The following is a 14,292-nucleotide window of genomic DNA, read 5'->3' as shown; positions in this document are numbered from 1 at the left end:
GCCCCTACGGGCGGGCACCGCTTCGCGGTTCCGGTTCCGGTTCGGGAGTCGGGAGTCGGGAGACGAGCAGGTCCCTGGCCTCTGGTCGACGGCGGCGTTGCGGGTGAGGGTGGACAGGGAGCTGCGCGGGGGACTTCGGCGCCGTGGAACGTTCCCGCGGCAGAGGCATCCAGCGCTCACGAACGCCGGACAGGACGTCCTCGGCGTTGTGCTTGCTGAAGCCGAACTTGTACATCAGCAAGCGGCGCAGCCGCGGTTGGGCGTCCAGCATCTCCTCGACGGCCTCGGGCACGACGACGTCGCATCCCCGGAGCGTGGGCGGGTTCGCGTCCTGGGCACCGGCGAGACGTTCGCTCGCAGGCATGACCACCAGCCGAACGCGAGCCGGCGCCCGCCGTTCCTCCGCTCGAGCGCCACCCGCTCGGGATGGCGGCGGTCGTGCAGTACGCGTTGTCCGGCGGTTTGTGCGGCGGCGCCGACCGGGCCGGGGCCGGGGCCGGGGTCGTGCAGGGCCATCCGGGCCATGAGAGCGACCCTGCGCAGCAGCCAGGCGCGTTCGGCCCCGAGGGCGAGCACCCGGTGCATCTCGCGGCGCAGGTCGGGGGCGTTCGCGTACGCCTCGTGCGGAGGCGGCGCGTCGATGACCTCGGCGGTGTTCGGGGTGAGCCCCACGCTCACACCTCCACCGGTACGCCGGGGCCGGCGCCGCAGCGTTTGCAGAGCACCGTGTCGGGGCCGGGGCCGGGGTCGCCGTGGTTGAGGGCCGACGGGTTCGCCGGGGAGGGCACGCGCACCTGCGCCGGGCCCGGGCAGACGTCGATGGGGCACGGCTTGTGGGTCGCGAAGGCCCACTCGGTGGGGTCGTCGGGTGATCCGGCGCCGCAGCCGCCCCCGGTGGCCGGTCGCCGTGCTGTGGTGCCGGGCCTGGCGAGGGGCCGCAGCTCGTACGGAACGCCGGGGCTGGTCATGCCGAGCACCTCAGGCAGGCGCGGACTTCGCGGCCGCTGCGTGTCTGGTGGACCTCGGTCGACTGTGCGAGGTACTGGACGATGCCGGTGCCGCGGCCGTGTTCGTCCGGGGCGATGTCGGGGCGAGGGTGCTCCACGGCCATTCCGGAGTCACTGACCACTATGTGCAAAGTGCCGTGGTCGAGGACGAGCTGCAGGGTCATGTGCTCGCGGCCGTACTGGGCTGCGTTGGCGGCGAGTTCGTCGACGATGAGAACGGCGGAGTCCCGTTCGCTCGCGGGGACACTCCATGTCTCCAGCAGATCGGCCGCGAAGTGACGGGCGGCGGAGACGTGCGCCTCCTGCGCAGGCAGGGTGAGCAGCGCCTGGTGGCTGCAGTGCCGGGAGAGCAGCGAGCTCGGGCGGGGGGAATCGGTCACAAACATGGTCTTCTGGCCATTCTGTGGATGTGCGGAGACCGGAACGGGGGAGACCGCCAACGATTTCGAGGGGTGGTCGGTATGCCGGATCCTGCATGGGAGCGCTCATTCAATTCCACGGGCGGCGCCTGCCGAACGGTTCGAGTTATGCGCGGCTTTTGTTCAACTTCTTGCGGGTCAGGTCAATGCCGATGGCAGGGCTGGGCTCACTCGCCTCTGGCAGAGCTCGATGCCGTACCCGGCGAGCCGGGCGGCGCAGTTCGGCTCCCCCCACGTCCGTGGTCTTCTTGGCGGCCCTCGGCGTGCAGATGCCCTGGATCCCCTTCTCCGCTCCGGGCTGCACGGACTTTGGAAGAGAGGGAGAGGCGGGCCGAGGGATGGGCGCAAGCAACTGTCCGGGCGATCCTGCCGCTGTGGTGCCGCACGTCCCCAGGGCCGGTGAGGTGCTGCAGCTGCTTCGCCTGTACAGCTGTCGTCAGGGGACTGTGTCGGCACCAGGGGCAGTCCTGCGGCTCGGCCGCGGGGGCCACCGCGGGCATCCGCCGGGCGCCCTTGTCGGACGATCTTGATCTCGCCGATTCCGGAGCCGTACGGCGTGGTGGGGTCGGTCGGCGACGGTGACCACGGGCGCGTCTTTGCGGCCGATGCGACGAGCACTGGCCGCCTCGATGACCATCGGCCGGACGCCCCGTGCGTGCTCACCAACGTGATCCACCGGCTTTGAGGACGGTCGGACACGCCGGAAGCCGGCCCGCCGCGGCGTCGGGCCGGCTCCCGGCACCTCATGCCCGGATCGTGACCAGCTTCTGACCGTTGTCCGCGTAGATCTCGAAGTGCTCGATGGCTGCCGGAGACATGGCAACCGCCCCGGGGATCGTGGTGCCGGGAGGGTACTCGCCCGCCCGCCAGGTAGCGGCGTCCGCCCGGGCCCCGCCGGGCCCGACCGCCTGCAGCCGGCAGGTGATGCCGGCGGGTGCCCCCTTGGCGGAGACCTGCAGGACACTGCCCCAGGCAGAGGGTGAGACCTTCACCGAGGCGGTGACGCCAGTGGCGGGATCGCTTCCGGAGAAGGTGCGCGTTGCGGCCGGTGCGGTCGGTGCGGGCCGCGTCGCCTGAGGGCCCACGGATCCGACGACCGCCAGCCATGTGCCGCCGGCCGCTGCTGCGATGAACATCAGGGAGGCGGCGGCGCCGGCCAGTTGCAGACGCCAGGTCCTGCGGCGCCGGGCCGCGGCTCGCTGGAGCAGCCCCTCCAGCACACCCGACTCGGGCGCCTGCGGCACCGCAGGCCGTGCGGGCGGGGAGCCCTGAGCGCTCTCGGCTGCCCGCGCCACCAGTCGATCGGCCAGGTCCCCGCCGACGGCCGGCACCGTCTGACCTGCGGCTTCTGCTGCGGTCACCGTCGCGAGCAGTGCGGGCAGCCCCGCCAGCTGGGCGTGTTCTGCCCGGCACTCGGCGCATCCCGCGAGGTGGGCGCGCACGTGTTCCATTTCCGCCGGGGGCAGCGTGCCCAGGACGTATCCTCCCAGCGCCACCCGGAGGGCGTCGTGCTCCGCGCTCATGGTCGCCACCTCCTGCATGCCGCGGTCATGGCTCGATGCCCCGTTCCTGCAGCACCAGCCGCAGGGCGTGCAGGGCGTAGTACGTCCGCGACTTCACGGTGCCCAGCGGGATGCCCAGCACCCGGGCGGCCTCCGCCATGGTCCGGCCCTGGTAGTAGGTCTCCAGCAGGACCGCGCGGTGGTCCGGGGACAGCGTCCGGATGGCATCGGCCACCGCCCAGCTTTGCAGTGCCTGCTCGATCTCGTCCTCGCCCGGTGCCTGCTCGGCGGCTCGCTCCAGCGCCTCGCCGCCGGCCTCGGCCGGTCTGGCCTGCCGGGCCCGGTGGGCGTCGATGACCAGGTGCCGGGCGACCGTGCACAGCCATGCCCGCGCCGGGCCGCGTGCCGGGTCGAACGCGGCGGGATGCTGCCACGCTCGCAGCAGCGTCTCCTGCACGACATCCTCCGCCCACTGCCAGTCTCCTGAGGTCAGTCGCAGCACGTAGTGGAACAGGGCTCCTGCGTGCTCCGCGTACAGAGTGCGCAGCAGTTCCTCGTCTGCGGTCGAAAGGGTCCCTTTACCGGAGACACGGTGCGCGGAGCGATCCGGATCGGTCCTTGGACCACGCTTTCGGGAACTCCAGGACATAAGTCGATCATCGCTCATATGTATTGCTTTGTCGTGCAACGTACGGCGTGGTGCAGGTGACGCTCTGCGAGCACCGCGGGCGCACGCCCCTGCCGGGCCTGACGGCACCGCCAGGGCCAAGCCGGGCGGAGCGCCGGGGGCCGGCTGGGCCGCGGCGACCGCCAAGAAGAATCACAAAAAGTGCATATCTTCCGAACCGGTCGCCCCTCGCCGCCCGTGGAGTCAGACAAGAGCCGGCTTACGCGGCATTCCTCCGCTATTCCGCTGTTCCCCGCGCGACAAGGATGGATCAGAGGTGACCGAGATAGGCAACGCGGCGCACGCGCTCACGGTGTCGGCCACGCCCGCGCCGCCCCGGCGCACCGGGCTCGGCACCACCGGGCAGCCCCGTGCCGGGCCCCGCGCACACCACGGCGACGGCCCTGCGGAGCGCTCGACGCGTACGGCGAGACAGCGATCGAGGGCTGCGCAACCACCAGGGCGGAACTCCACCCGCCCAGTGAGCGCAGCACCTGCACAGGCACCGCCGCACGGCGATACGTCACTCGCGGCCCCGGACGGGGAACTGCCGCATGTCGCCTGCGACTTCGCGGCATGCAAGGGCCGATGCGCAGCGCGGGGCCTGTCGAGGCCACCGGCCGGCACAAGGACAGCACCAGCGCTCGTTCGCAGGGGCCGCCAGGGGTACGCGGCCGTGACACGGCATCCACCACGCATCACTGCGGTTGCGTGTGCTCAGCCGGCGCATTCCCCATCTCTGCCTGATCAGTGAGGAACGAACACCATGTACCTGAACTTTCGTATGCCAGGCCGGCGATCACGCGCCGCGGCCGGGCTGGCCGTCGCCACCGCCGGCGCGTTGGGGCTCCTTGGCGCATGCGGCCAGTCGTCGCATTCCTCGTCCACCGGAACCGGTGCCATCAAACCCGGTCCAGGTCAGCACCAGACGGCCGGGATGCCCGGTGCCACCGGACCGGGGAATGCGGCGGGCTCCGCTCCCGGCGCCTCGCCGATGCCCGGCATGAGCATGCCCATGAGCCCCCCGAGCACGGGCACGTCGGCCGCGCCGGTGACCGGGGACGCCGTGGCGATCAAGAACTTCGCATTCTCCCCGGCCGCGCTCAAGGTCAAAGTGGGCACGACGGTGACCTGGACCAATCAGGACACCGATGCCCACACCGTCACCAGCGCGGGATCCGGCGGCCCGTTGCATTCGACAGCCCTGAACACCCACGCGACGTACAGCTACACGTTCACCAAGCCCGGCACCTACTCCTACCTCTGCACCATCCATCCGTTCATGACCGCCACCGTGGAGGTGACCTGATGACCAGCTACTACGACAGCCACGACAACCACGACAGCGCACCGGCCGGCGATGCCGAGCAGCCCGCCACGGAACACGGTATGACCCGGCGCCAACTCCTCCGCCACGCGGGCTGGTTCGGCGGCGCCGTGGTGCTGACCGTGGCCAGCGGAGAGGTGATCAGCCACATCGCCGACTCCCGGGAGACCAACTCCGTGGCCGCCGCCGGCGCCGCCGCAGCGGCGAACGGCTCGCTGCGGTTCGTACAGGTCTCCGACAGCCATATCGGGTTCCAGGGCCCGGCGAACATGGACGTGACCGGCTCATTCACCGAAGCGATCCACCAGGTCAACTCGCTCGGATTCAGACCCGACTTCGTCATGCACAGCGGCGACCTGACCCACCTGTCCACGGCCGGGCAGTTCGACCAGGTCAAGCAGCTGATGACTGGTATACAGACAGACCGCGTCTTCACCGTACCGGGCGAGCACGACTCCATCGGCGATGCAGGCCGCGCCTACCGGCAGACCTTCGGCAGGGGCACGCTCGGTGATGGCTGGTACAGCTTCGACACCCACGGCGTGCACTTCATCGCCCTGGTCAACACGATGAGCCTGGAGAAGCTCGGCCATCTCGGCAACGACCAGATCGACTTCGTCCGCAAGGACATCGCCGGACTGTCGTCGGACACCCCCATCGTGGTCTTCAGCCACATCCCGCTGTTCGCCATGTACCCGCAGTGGGGCTGGAGCACCGATGACGCCCTCAAGGTGATCGCCCTCCTGCGCCGCTTCTCCTCCGTCACCTGTCTCAACGGGCACGTCCACCAGCTGTTCACCAAGACAGAGGGCAACATCACCTTCCACTCCGCCACCACCACCGCCTACCCCCTGCCCAAGCCGGGCCATGGCCCCGCCCCCACTCCGCAGGTCGTCCCCGCCCGTCAGCTCAAGGACGCACTCGGCATCCGCACCGTCGGCTACCGCCAGGGCGACCGCGAACTGGCCATCAAGGATCGGAGGCTGGCATGAACACCCACAGACTCCTCGCCCCCACCCTGCGATCGGCGAGCGCCGCCACCCTCGCCGCCGGCGGATACATACACGCCCAGCTCTACGTCGACGAGTACCGCTTCATCCACATCATCGGCCCCCTGTTCCTGCTCCAGGCCAGCGCCTCCTTCGCCCTCGCCGCCCTGCTGCTGATGGGGACGCCACCCCTGCTGCTGAGAGCCGCCGCAGCCGGCATTGCGCTCGGCGCCCTCGCCGGCTTCACCGCCTCACGCACCGTGGGCGTCTTCGGATTCACCGAACACGGCCTGCAGCCCGCCCCACAAGCACTCCTCAGCCTCCTCACCGAGACCGGCACGCTGCTGCTCCTCGCGATCTGGCAGATGACCGTGACAAGACAACACCGCGCTGCCCGAACACCCGTCAGGACACCCGTCTGGGACCGGGCCACCATCCGCACACCACCCAACTGAACCACCACCGCCAAGGCGCCCGGGACGGCAGCGTCCTGGCTCGGGGGGCCCCTATGTCTTTGGCCAAGGGAAACGGGAGTGCGTTGGGCCGGGGAGCCGGGGAGCATGGTGGGGTGGCTGATCTGCTGTGGGATGACGTGAGCTGTTTCTTCGACCCGGACTTGATGGGGTCGCTGCCGGACGTGCGTGTCCCGAATGCCTCGGTGGAGGACTGGCAGGCGATCCTCGATCTTGTCGTGGAGCGGGGCTGGAAGTGCCAGTACTCCGAAGGAGAGACGGTGCTTGCAGTGCCCCGAGCAGAGGCTGTGCTGGGCCGCCCGGCGGATGCCGAGTGCCCGGAGTTGCGGGTCTGGCCGACTGCCGATGTGTTGGCGATCTTTCGTTTCGGTGCCGACGATGAAGTCGACTTCGACGTCGACCTGCGGGAGTTGCAGGGCCAGGAGCGACTTGATGTGTTCTGCGACTTCCTTCGCAGGATCGGGCGGCGGTTGGGCAAGCCGGTGCTGATGGATCCGGAGGGCGACTACGGGCATCCGGTGCTTGGCTTCGATGTCGAGACCGATCGCGTCGTGCTCCTCGCTGAGCCGCCGGTCAGGTGACTGCGGTGGGCGGCTGGGGTTCGTAGAAGGTGCCGTCGCGGAGCATGACGAAGAGGCCGTCGGCCCGACGCCTGGCGAGGCAGAGCAGGGCCTGGTGCTGCCGTCGCCGACCTCGATGAGGATGCGGGCTCCGCCCGGGCAGGCGTTTGCCCGCAGGACGTGGACACGGTGATCCGCGCCCATATCCACGGCGACCACGTCGGCTGGAACAGCCGCCTGACGGACGACGGAGAGTGGCGGCCGACCTTCCCCGACGCCCAGTACGTCATCCCGCGCGCCGGCTTCGACTCCTGGAACCCGGCCAACGGACACCGGACCCGCTCCGGCCCCCGGATGGCCAACGTCTTCGAGGACAGCGTCGCCCCCGTGCACCGGGCCGGACAGACCGTGCTGTGGGAGGGCGACCACTACGACATCGACGCCCAACTCCGTATCGAGCCCGCCCCCGGCCATACGCCCGGCTCCTCCGCGGTATGGCTGCGGTCGGGTACGGACCGGGCGGTGTTCGCCGGGGACCTGCTGCACAGCCCACTGCAGATCTCGGAGCCGGACGACTGCCCCAGCTTCGACGAGGACGAGCCCCGCGCACGGGACAGCCGGCGCCGGGTGCTGGGGGAGGCCGCGGACCGGGGCGCCCTGCTGCTTCCCGCGCATTTCCCCGGGCCGGGCGCAGCCGAAGTACGACGCGTCGGCGACCGGTTCGCGGTGAAGGAGTGGGCGGCATGGCGATGAGGGCGTTCTGCGGCACCGGCATCCCGGAGCGCACCGGCTGGTGAGCCTTCCCGAAGAGCCCGCGGGTACATCTGCCCGGGTCCCTTCTCGCTGAGCTTGGATGAGTCTCACTGACCTGAGCGGGGGAGCCTCGAATCTCATGTCCGAGGGCTGTTGTCGAGGGGGCGGTCACCCACTGGGGTGACTCGCGTCCCGCTCCATGTGGCTTGTCTCCCGGCATCCGTGATGGTCGAGCCACGGGTGGGGCACCAATCCTGCGGGGTGGGGCTCCGCCGGAGGTCTCGGGTTTCGATCTGGCCTGGCTGGAGCGTGCCCCACGAGATACGGAAGCCGTTGGGGTACGCGGTGGAGGTGCTTTCGAGGCCGTTGCTCCGGTCCGGGACTTCCCGTCGTACCGGAGAGCACAGCCACCTGCCCGCCGAAGCGGCACGGCGGCTTGGCCTTGCTCCTCAGAAGTGGGTGGGATCCCGAAGACTCGGCGGAGTCGAGCCATGTCGTGCCGATCGCGGTCCGTGGGCGCGTATCCCTGATGGAAGTAGACCTGCTGCTCGGCGGACAGACACGGGACAGCCGTCCTCTTGATGGTGCCTGTCACGAAGCATGAGGAGGGATAGATGAAAGGACGCTCCGCTTCGGGCGACGCCTGCACCGCCGAGCCGTCATGGGCGAAGGCCAGCGGATGGAGGTCGATCTCGCGCCCATCCGGCGCCGTCATGACGAATCGGATCGGCCTCCAGTCAAGGCTCTCCACGAAATTCGCGTCGGAGAGGGCCGCCACCGCAGTGTCCTCCTGGTCCTGCCGGTGCATCAGATCCAGGTCGCGATGGTCTCGGGTCTGCTCGCCGACCAGAGCGTCGATCCCCCACCCTCCACCGATCCAGACATCCACCTCTGCCCGTCTCAACAGGGCCAGGACGAACAACACGTCGTCAGCTGTCATCACCTGAGGCAGGCTAGAAGCGGTCACCCCGGACAGCGAACGGTTTCCTTCCGCCCGCGGCCGGCGGGCGGTGGGCGGTGGCTGGGGTGGTCATCCGCTCGTGGAAGGCGCGGGGAGTGGGTCGAACAGGGCGCATTCCTCGGGCGTAGGCCGCTGAAAGAACCGGATTGCGTCATCAAGCCGCGAGTCCGTGATGTGGAACGTCCCTGACGGCAGTGGGGCGTCCAGCACACGTAGGGCGACGCTCCACCGCACCCGCTCGACCGGACTTGGGCGGCACGCGGCGAGGTTCACCGGCGCGGGCCGGCTCTCGCTGAACGTCAGACCTGACCTGGAAACCGCCCCCTCCCATGAGAACTCTGGAAGCAGGCATCTCAGCAGGGGCGGCCTTGACGGTGACGGTGGTCCAGCCGGCGGGCACGGCCGGCTCGGGGCGTGCCCCCGACTCCAGTCCGTTGAGCAGCTGATCACGGTCGATGCCGGCGGCGGCGTATCGCCGCACCGGTTTCACCACCGCCGGCACCCCTGAGAACGCTCTGAAACCGCGCTGAATGGGGGGTCGGCCACGCTCCGCGGCATGACGACGACGACCCCGCCAGGGGCAGCGGACCGGGAGGGGATCACCATGAACGGCCTGCGACTGATCCGTCGGCACGCGGCGGCCTTCGGGCGCTTCGCCGGGCTGGGCAGCGGGATCACCCTGGCTGCCTCGGCGACCCTGGTCCTGCTGTCGCAGTGGATCCCGTGGATGGCGGCGAACGCACTCACCACCCTCGCCTCCACCGTGGTCGCCACCGAGCTGCACGCCCGCGTCTCGTTCGGCCACGGACGGCCCGGTCTGGCCGGCCACCTGAAGAGCGCGGCCACCATGGCCCTCGGCTGGCTGCTCACGTCCGCCGCGGTCGGCTCGCTGGCCGCGCTCCGCCCCGGCGCCGGACTCGTCCTGCAGCAGACGGTGTACCTGTCGGCCACCGCGCTCGTCGGGATCGGCCGCTATCTCGTGCTGCGTCTGACGGTGTTCGCGGAGCGCGCCCCGCGGCCCCGGACCGGCGGCGGCCTCCGGTTGCGGGCCGCGTACGACGCGGCGGCGTGAGGGCCGGCGGAAAGTACCGCGGCCCGGGGTCGGGGCGGGCTGTGTGTCCCTCGGGGGTCGGCAGGAGCGGATGGACGTGCGGCTGGCCGTCGGCCTCGTGGGTCGACGGCCAGGCCGGACACGTCGGCCCGCTCTGCAAGGCGGCGGCTGTCGGGGGTGGATCAGGTCGCGGGTGCCGGCGAAGACGAGAATTCCTGAGCCACTTCGAACGGCGGCGGGTTGCCCTCGGCGACTGTGGCAGATCCTATTCGGCCCCGTGCATTCATGAGCACAACTGTCTTCGCTGCCCCCTGCTCCACCCCTCACCGACCCAGCGGGCCCGCACCCTCCAGATCCGTGACAACCTGCCCGCCCGGATCGCCGCAGCGGAACGCGAAGGACGGACCGGTCAGGTCGAAGGGCTCAAGGTCAGCCTTGCGGGCGCGAAGGAGAAGCTCGCCCAGCTCGGCGAGATGGCCCGGCGAGCGAGCACCGTCCACCTCGGTATCCCCGAGTTCCGCGCTATCGCCGGCCGCACTACCGAGCTTCCGGGCACCCGCCCATCGGCCGCGGCCCTGAGGTGTGCTCTGCCACAGGCCCCTGGCAGCATGGCCGCTCATGAACATTGAGTCGTCCGATCGCTCCTGGCTTCGAGACTTCCACGGTGGTTACCTGCTCGAGGGATACACCCTGACGCTGGTCCGCGGGCTTTCCCCGCAAGAGTTCCTCGACCGCATCGGCGCTGACCCGACAGGAGACTTCACCGGTTTCAAAGCGTTTGCCGCCCGGGATCGTGAGTTCCAGGGGGATCAGACGGACTGGGGCGACTTCATGTTCGTTGGCGCCACCCACGTCCGGGGCAAAGACGCTGACTGGGTCCTCGCCTTGGAAATCAACGGCGGCATCGAGATCCAGACCGACGGCATGAAGAACGCTACCCGTGGCACCCGGGGCGTCTCCCACTTCCGCAGCCCTAACGCCATGACCCTGTTCTCCTGGTGGGAGGACGGCGAACTGCGCACCCGGTTCGAAGGTCCTCTCCACCGCGACGGCACCACTCCCGACGAGCTCGTCGACCTCATGCACCAAGTGGGCTTCGACTTCGAAGACGGCGGATGTGGCCTCGAGGAGTACGTTGCACTCGCCGAAGAGCTCACCGGGGTCCACGTGACCCCGGGCATGCTCGAAAACGGCACATACTCCACGGGCATCGTCGAGGTGCCCACCGAAGACTGGACCCGTGTCATCGTCGACGTCACAGACGCCCATGGCACCAGCACCTACGTCGAAATCCCCAACCCCTCGCATGATCAGCGTTAGATCATGCGGTAGTTCAGAGCATGAACGCCGGGTACCACGACGTCGTCGTCGAAGGCACCCTCTACGCCGACCGCTACGGCGACATGCTCGCCCAATCGCGCGCCGACCACCGTGGCCCGACCCACGGCTACTACCTGGACGTGCCGTTCGCCGAAACTCTCGCCCGGCACGCCACTGAACCGATGCTGCTGCTTTCGTCCCTCCCTGCTGGAGTTGATGGAGAGGGAGGGCGGGATGGGCGGCGCGGGTCGCGGCCGGGGATCGGGGCCGCGCTCAGCCGGCTGCGCGTCGGCCGGGGCTGTCGCGCTCGGGCCGCACCAGCGCGACGTTCAACGTCTTCCTGGTGCCCCACCCTGTGGAGAACGCCCAGCCCGTCCAGGGATGGCCGCGCCCGGCCCGAGCGAGCAGGCCGACGAACGTGCTTCTGGCCGTCCGGGTGGGATCGGTGGTACGGCCGCGGTGTACTGGGGCCCCCATCGTCGTCGTACCTGCCGAGCAGCAGACTGCGAGGAGCGGCCACAGGGCCGGTGACCGCACCGACGACCGCCTGGGCACAGCGCGCAGCCGGTTCTGCGACCGTCCGGAGGCGAGTTGACCCTCCTCCCACACGATCAGCTCACCGTTTGTGCGAGTTACCACGGGAGTTCTGGCATGCCGACGAAGGTCGCACAGAAACAGCAGGGGACGGTTTCCCACCGGATGAACTTCTGGGGACCACCCGGCAGGCCCGTCCACCGTGGCATGGGACTACGGGGGCATGCCGTGGGAGATCGTGCAGCCCGACGACGGGCTCTCGGCGGCCCGGCGATCGGTGCGCTGCCGGGCGTGCGGCAAGGAGCTGACCTTCACCGTGTACAGCGTCACGGGTACCGGACGACGGCAGGCGCGCTGGCGGGCGTTGGCCAGGGGCGGTCTTGGCACCGCTTGGAGCGGGAGTCGCGGTCTTGTTCAGCGGCGCCATTGTCGGTGTGGGAGTCGCGCTTGTGATCGCGGGTCCTATCCTCGGGTTGGTGTTCGGGATGGCCGCCTCGGATATGTTCGGGAGCAGTACGAGGCAGCAAGAGACCGGTTCGCGAGGCACGTCTGCCTGGCTTCGGGTGGTACCGGTCCGAAGTAGTGACGAACGCCTTGAGAACGATCAGTCCCGCTGGGCCTCGCGGGGTGGTCCGTGCAGGGGCCTTTGCGGGTGAGGCGCCTGCTCATGAGGGTAATGAGTGACCAGGTCAGTTGGGCTTCGCCGTAACGACAGCGCCTCGCCGCGCGCGCCATTGAGGACGAGCTCTGGGCGGAATGTGCCGCACGCCCTGGAGCCGCCGGCCGGCTCCGGCTGAACGGCTACACCCCGGACATGCTCGACCGTGACATCAATGGCAAGACCGCGCCGATCAGATGCTGCGCGAGGGGCGCTTGAGCGCCGGCCCTGTCCAGATCGTCATCAACACCTTCCGCGAAGCCGACATCTGAGAACAGTGGTCCCCCCGGTCGAAAGAGCCGCTTCACGCATCAGCCAGGGCTCAGCCCGACGAGAGCCGGACGGGCGACTGGCGGCATCGATGCTGACCTGGGGTGACGCGTTACGTGAGGCGTCCGGGACGCACTCAGACGGTTCAGAAGCTGTGAATGAACTGTCTGCGAGTGCGGCGATGGATTCAGGACTCACCCCCGATCCACGGGCGGGGGCGATGGGTTGGGACGCGCTGGGGCTATTGCCAGGGCAGCATCATCGACACCGGCACCGGCATTGGATCCTGGCGACTGGCGCGGGCGGCAGAGCCCGCCCGGACCGGGTGAGATCTGCCGCCTGAGAGTCCAAAGTTCCAGCAGGTCAGCGGAGACTGGACGGGATGTCAGGCACCGCAACGGGACGGAGCACCGTGAGAGAGTCTTCCTGACGAGCCATCATCGCAAAGGAGAACTTGTCGATTTCCAAGCAGAGATCGACATCGTCTGGGTGGTATCCGCTCCGCAGCCCGCCGGCGAGGTCTGCCGCGGCACGAGAAGTCCTCGCGCGGTGGAGATACGGGGCCGCCTCAACTTCGCCTCCGGCCATACATTGACCAATGTATTCAGCGCAGGCCAGGTCCTCGTCGGCCTGGCCTCCCTCACCGGTGACAACGAACGTCACCGGACCGGAATCCTTGGCCTGCAGGAACCGCGCGGTCGGGCCGGCCACTACGAAGCTCGCGCACAAGACCAGCGGCGCGTTCGCGACGGCCAGCGCGCCCACGGTTCCTGCCGTCGTCTTCTGCACCAGCGTGCGGCCAGCGAAATCGCATGACCTGAGCAAGCCAGGTGAGTTCACCGCGTCGAAGCCCTCTGCTGGAGCTCCGTCCTTCAAAGCCAGCCAACCCGAGCGGCTCTCCTTCAAGGCAAGTGCCTCACTCTCCGTCGAGGCCAGGATGATCCTCTCGACTCCACGCGAGAAGGCCCAGGCAGCCACGGTGAAGGCGCGCATGACGTCGATGACGACTGCAACACGGGGAACGCCGGTCAACTCCGGGATGCCAACGAAGTGATGGTCCATCGCATTATTCTGACGCCCCTGGATCATCCGAAGGGCACGATAGATCGGGCTGCCGTCGGGATGACGGTCAGCGAAGCGGTTCTGGCACCAGCCGAATCCCGTCGTCAAGACGAGCAGTGGGAAGAGTAACTGGGCCGACAGTTCGGGGCTGTGAAAGAGGTCTTGCTCCGGCTGGAGGAGTTGCTGTTCCAAGCGGGTCCTGCCCGCCTGGCATTCCCGGCGAATGAGTCATCCAGATCAAGGCTGGTGTACCACTGAGGTCAGACCGCGGGGCGGCGCAGCACGTCCGTGGGCTCCCAATCGCTCTTCCAGAAGGCTTCGAGCCCGTGCTCGTTGATGAACTGCCGCTCAATCTCGTGGATGGGGTACATCCCTTGGATGTTGATCACGTCGTGACCCTCGTGTCCCGGAACGCCAACGTCAATGCCCAGGTAGTCATCTCTGTCGAGGACCATCGGCGCGAAGACGCAGAACGCCGTCATCTCCGACTCTGGCACGATCCGCTCGCCGAAGTTGATGGTGCTGCCGTAGCTGAAGGGACAGGTGCCACGGAGCTGCTCGGCAAGGAAGCCCACCGCGTGCGCCCAGATCACGTTGGTCGAGTTCACGCTGAGACAGAGTTCCGGCGAGCCGTGCTGCCAGTCCGGATGTTCCGCCAGCGACAAGCCGTAGGTGAGCGTCGTGAGAAGTCCATCCGGCAGGTCGTCGTACACGATCTCTGTCACGCCACGCATGCCCT

16 protein-coding genes and 3 pseudogenes are annotated in these 14,292 nt (G+C 69.0%); 8 read left to right on the top strand and 11 right to left on the bottom strand.

What is annotated here, in order from left to right; genetic code table 11:
- Positions 1-234: 234 nt before the first annotated feature.
- From OG568_RS48750 to OG568_RS48730, 5 genes are all read right to left on the bottom strand, one after another.
- Positions 235-672, bottom strand: coding sequence for a hypothetical protein (locus OG568_RS48750; protein ID WP_329529798.1), 438 nt, complete (start codon positions 670-672; stop codon positions 235-237).
- 2 nt (positions 673-674) lie between these two features.
- Entirely contained in the window at positions 675-968 is a 294-nt protein-coding gene (locus OG568_RS48745; protein WP_329529797.1) for a hypothetical protein, read from the bottom strand.
- A complete protein-coding gene (locus OG568_RS48740; protein ID WP_329529796.1) occupies positions 965-1,393 on the bottom strand; it encodes an ATP-binding protein in 429 nt (142 codons plus the stop codon). The genes OG568_RS48745 and OG568_RS48740 overlap by 4 nt, the downstream gene beginning before the upstream one ends.
- Before the next feature lie 776 nt (positions 1,394-2,169).
- Complete coding sequence (locus tag OG568_RS48735; RefSeq protein ID WP_329529795.1) at positions 2,170-2,949, bottom strand: anti-sigma factor; 780 nt, start codon at positions 2,947-2,949, stop codon at positions 2,170-2,172.
- A 25-nt stretch (positions 2,950-2,974) separates the two neighbouring features.
- The gene (locus OG568_RS48730; protein WP_329529794.1) at positions 2,975-3,577 is read right to left on the bottom strand and encodes a sigma-70 family RNA polymerase sigma factor; all 603 of its coding nucleotides are present in this window, start codon (positions 3,575-3,577) and stop codon (positions 2,975-2,977) included.
- A gap of 1,033 nt (positions 3,578-4,610) precedes the next feature.
- Here OG568_RS48730 and OG568_RS48725 point away from each other — a divergent pair.
- The 5 genes and pseudogenes from OG568_RS48725 to OG568_RS48705 all read left to right on the top strand — a co-directional run.
- Positions 4,611-4,904, top strand: coding sequence for a plastocyanin/azurin family copper-binding protein (locus tag OG568_RS48725; RefSeq protein ID WP_329529793.1), 294 nt, complete (start codon positions 4,611-4,613; stop codon positions 4,902-4,904).
- Between the two features lie 80 nt (positions 4,905-4,984).
- On the top strand, positions 4,985-5,914 hold the full coding sequence (locus tag OG568_RS48720) for a metallophosphoesterase family protein (protein ID WP_329538230.1): 930 nt from the start codon (positions 4,985-4,987) through the stop codon (positions 5,912-5,914).
- Positions 5,911-6,366: a hypothetical protein gene (locus OG568_RS48715; protein WP_329529791.1), complete on the top strand. Its 456-nt coding sequence runs from the start codon at positions 5,911-5,913 to the stop codon at positions 6,364-6,366. The genes OG568_RS48720 and OG568_RS48715 overlap by 4 nt, the downstream gene beginning before the upstream one ends.
- Before the next feature lie 113 nt (positions 6,367-6,479).
- Entirely contained in the window at positions 6,480-6,965 is a 486-nt protein-coding gene (locus OG568_RS48710) for a hypothetical protein (RefSeq protein ID WP_329529790.1), read from the top strand.
- Positions 6,966-7,097: 132 nt separating this feature from the next.
- Positions 7,098-7,697: pseudogene (locus OG568_RS48705) on the top strand (MBL fold metallo-hydrolase); the annotation flags it as partial.
- A gap of 449 nt (positions 7,698-8,146) precedes the next feature.
- On the opposite strand, the pseudogene OG568_RS48700 reads toward OG568_RS48705, so the two are convergent.
- A pseudogene (locus OG568_RS48700) lies at positions 8,147-8,637 on the bottom strand (nucleotidyltransferase domain-containing protein).
- Positions 8,638-9,214: 577 nt separating this feature from the next.
- On the opposite strand from OG568_RS48700, the gene OG568_RS48695 reads away from it, so the two are divergent.
- A complete protein-coding gene (locus tag OG568_RS48695) occupies positions 9,215-9,730 on the top strand; it encodes a hypothetical protein (RefSeq protein WP_329529789.1) in 516 nt (171 codons plus the stop codon).
- 302 nt (positions 9,731-10,032) lie between these two features.
- Here the strand turns inward: OG568_RS48695 and OG568_RS48690 are convergent, their stop codons facing one another.
- Positions 10,033-10,209, bottom strand: a complete 177-nt coding sequence (locus OG568_RS48690; RefSeq protein ID WP_266594409.1) for a hypothetical protein — start codon at positions 10,207-10,209, stop codon at positions 10,033-10,035.
- Between the two features lie 118 nt (positions 10,210-10,327).
- Here OG568_RS48690 and OG568_RS48685 point away from each other — a divergent pair, with 118 nt between their 5' ends.
- Both OG568_RS48685 and OG568_RS48680 read left to right on the top strand, forming a co-directional pair.
- The gene (locus OG568_RS48685; protein ID WP_329529788.1) at positions 10,328-11,029 is read left to right on the top strand and encodes a DUF6461 domain-containing protein; all 702 of its coding nucleotides are present in this window, start codon (positions 10,328-10,330) and stop codon (positions 11,027-11,029) included.
- Positions 11,030-11,052: 23 nt separating this feature from the next.
- A pseudogene (locus tag OG568_RS48680) lies at positions 11,053-11,214 on the top strand (kinase); the annotation flags it as partial.
- A gap of 88 nt (positions 11,215-11,302) precedes the next feature.
- Here the strand turns inward: OG568_RS48680 and OG568_RS48675 are convergent.
- The 4 genes from OG568_RS48675 to OG568_RS48660 all read right to left on the bottom strand — a co-directional run bounded on the left by OG568_RS48675 (position 11,303) and on the right by OG568_RS48660 (position 14,287).
- The gene (locus tag OG568_RS48675; RefSeq protein WP_329529787.1) at positions 11,303-11,506 is read right to left on the bottom strand and encodes a hypothetical protein; all 204 of its coding nucleotides are present in this window, start codon (positions 11,504-11,506) and stop codon (positions 11,303-11,305) included.
- A 270-nt stretch (positions 11,507-11,776) separates the two neighbouring features.
- Positions 11,777-11,950, bottom strand: a complete 174-nt coding sequence (locus OG568_RS48670) for a hypothetical protein (protein ID WP_329529786.1) — start codon at positions 11,948-11,950, stop codon at positions 11,777-11,779.
- Positions 11,951-12,854: 904 nt separating this feature from the next.
- Positions 12,855-13,553, bottom strand: a complete 699-nt coding sequence (locus tag OG568_RS48665; RefSeq protein ID WP_329536223.1) for a 2-phosphosulfolactate phosphatase — start codon at positions 13,551-13,553, stop codon at positions 12,855-12,857.
- 260 nt (positions 13,554-13,813) lie between these two features.
- Positions 13,814-14,287, bottom strand: coding sequence for a suppressor of fused domain protein (locus OG568_RS48660; protein WP_266594453.1), 474 nt, complete (start codon positions 14,285-14,287; stop codon positions 13,814-13,816).
- Between the last annotated feature and the right edge of the window lie 5 nt (positions 14,288-14,292).

The sequence above is a fragment of the Streptomyces sp. NBC_01450 genome (assembly GCF_036227505.1).
Classification (GTDB): Bacteria; Actinomycetota; Actinomycetes; order Streptomycetales; family Streptomycetaceae; genus Streptomyces.
This window is presented reverse-complemented; position numbering and strand designations above follow the sequence as displayed.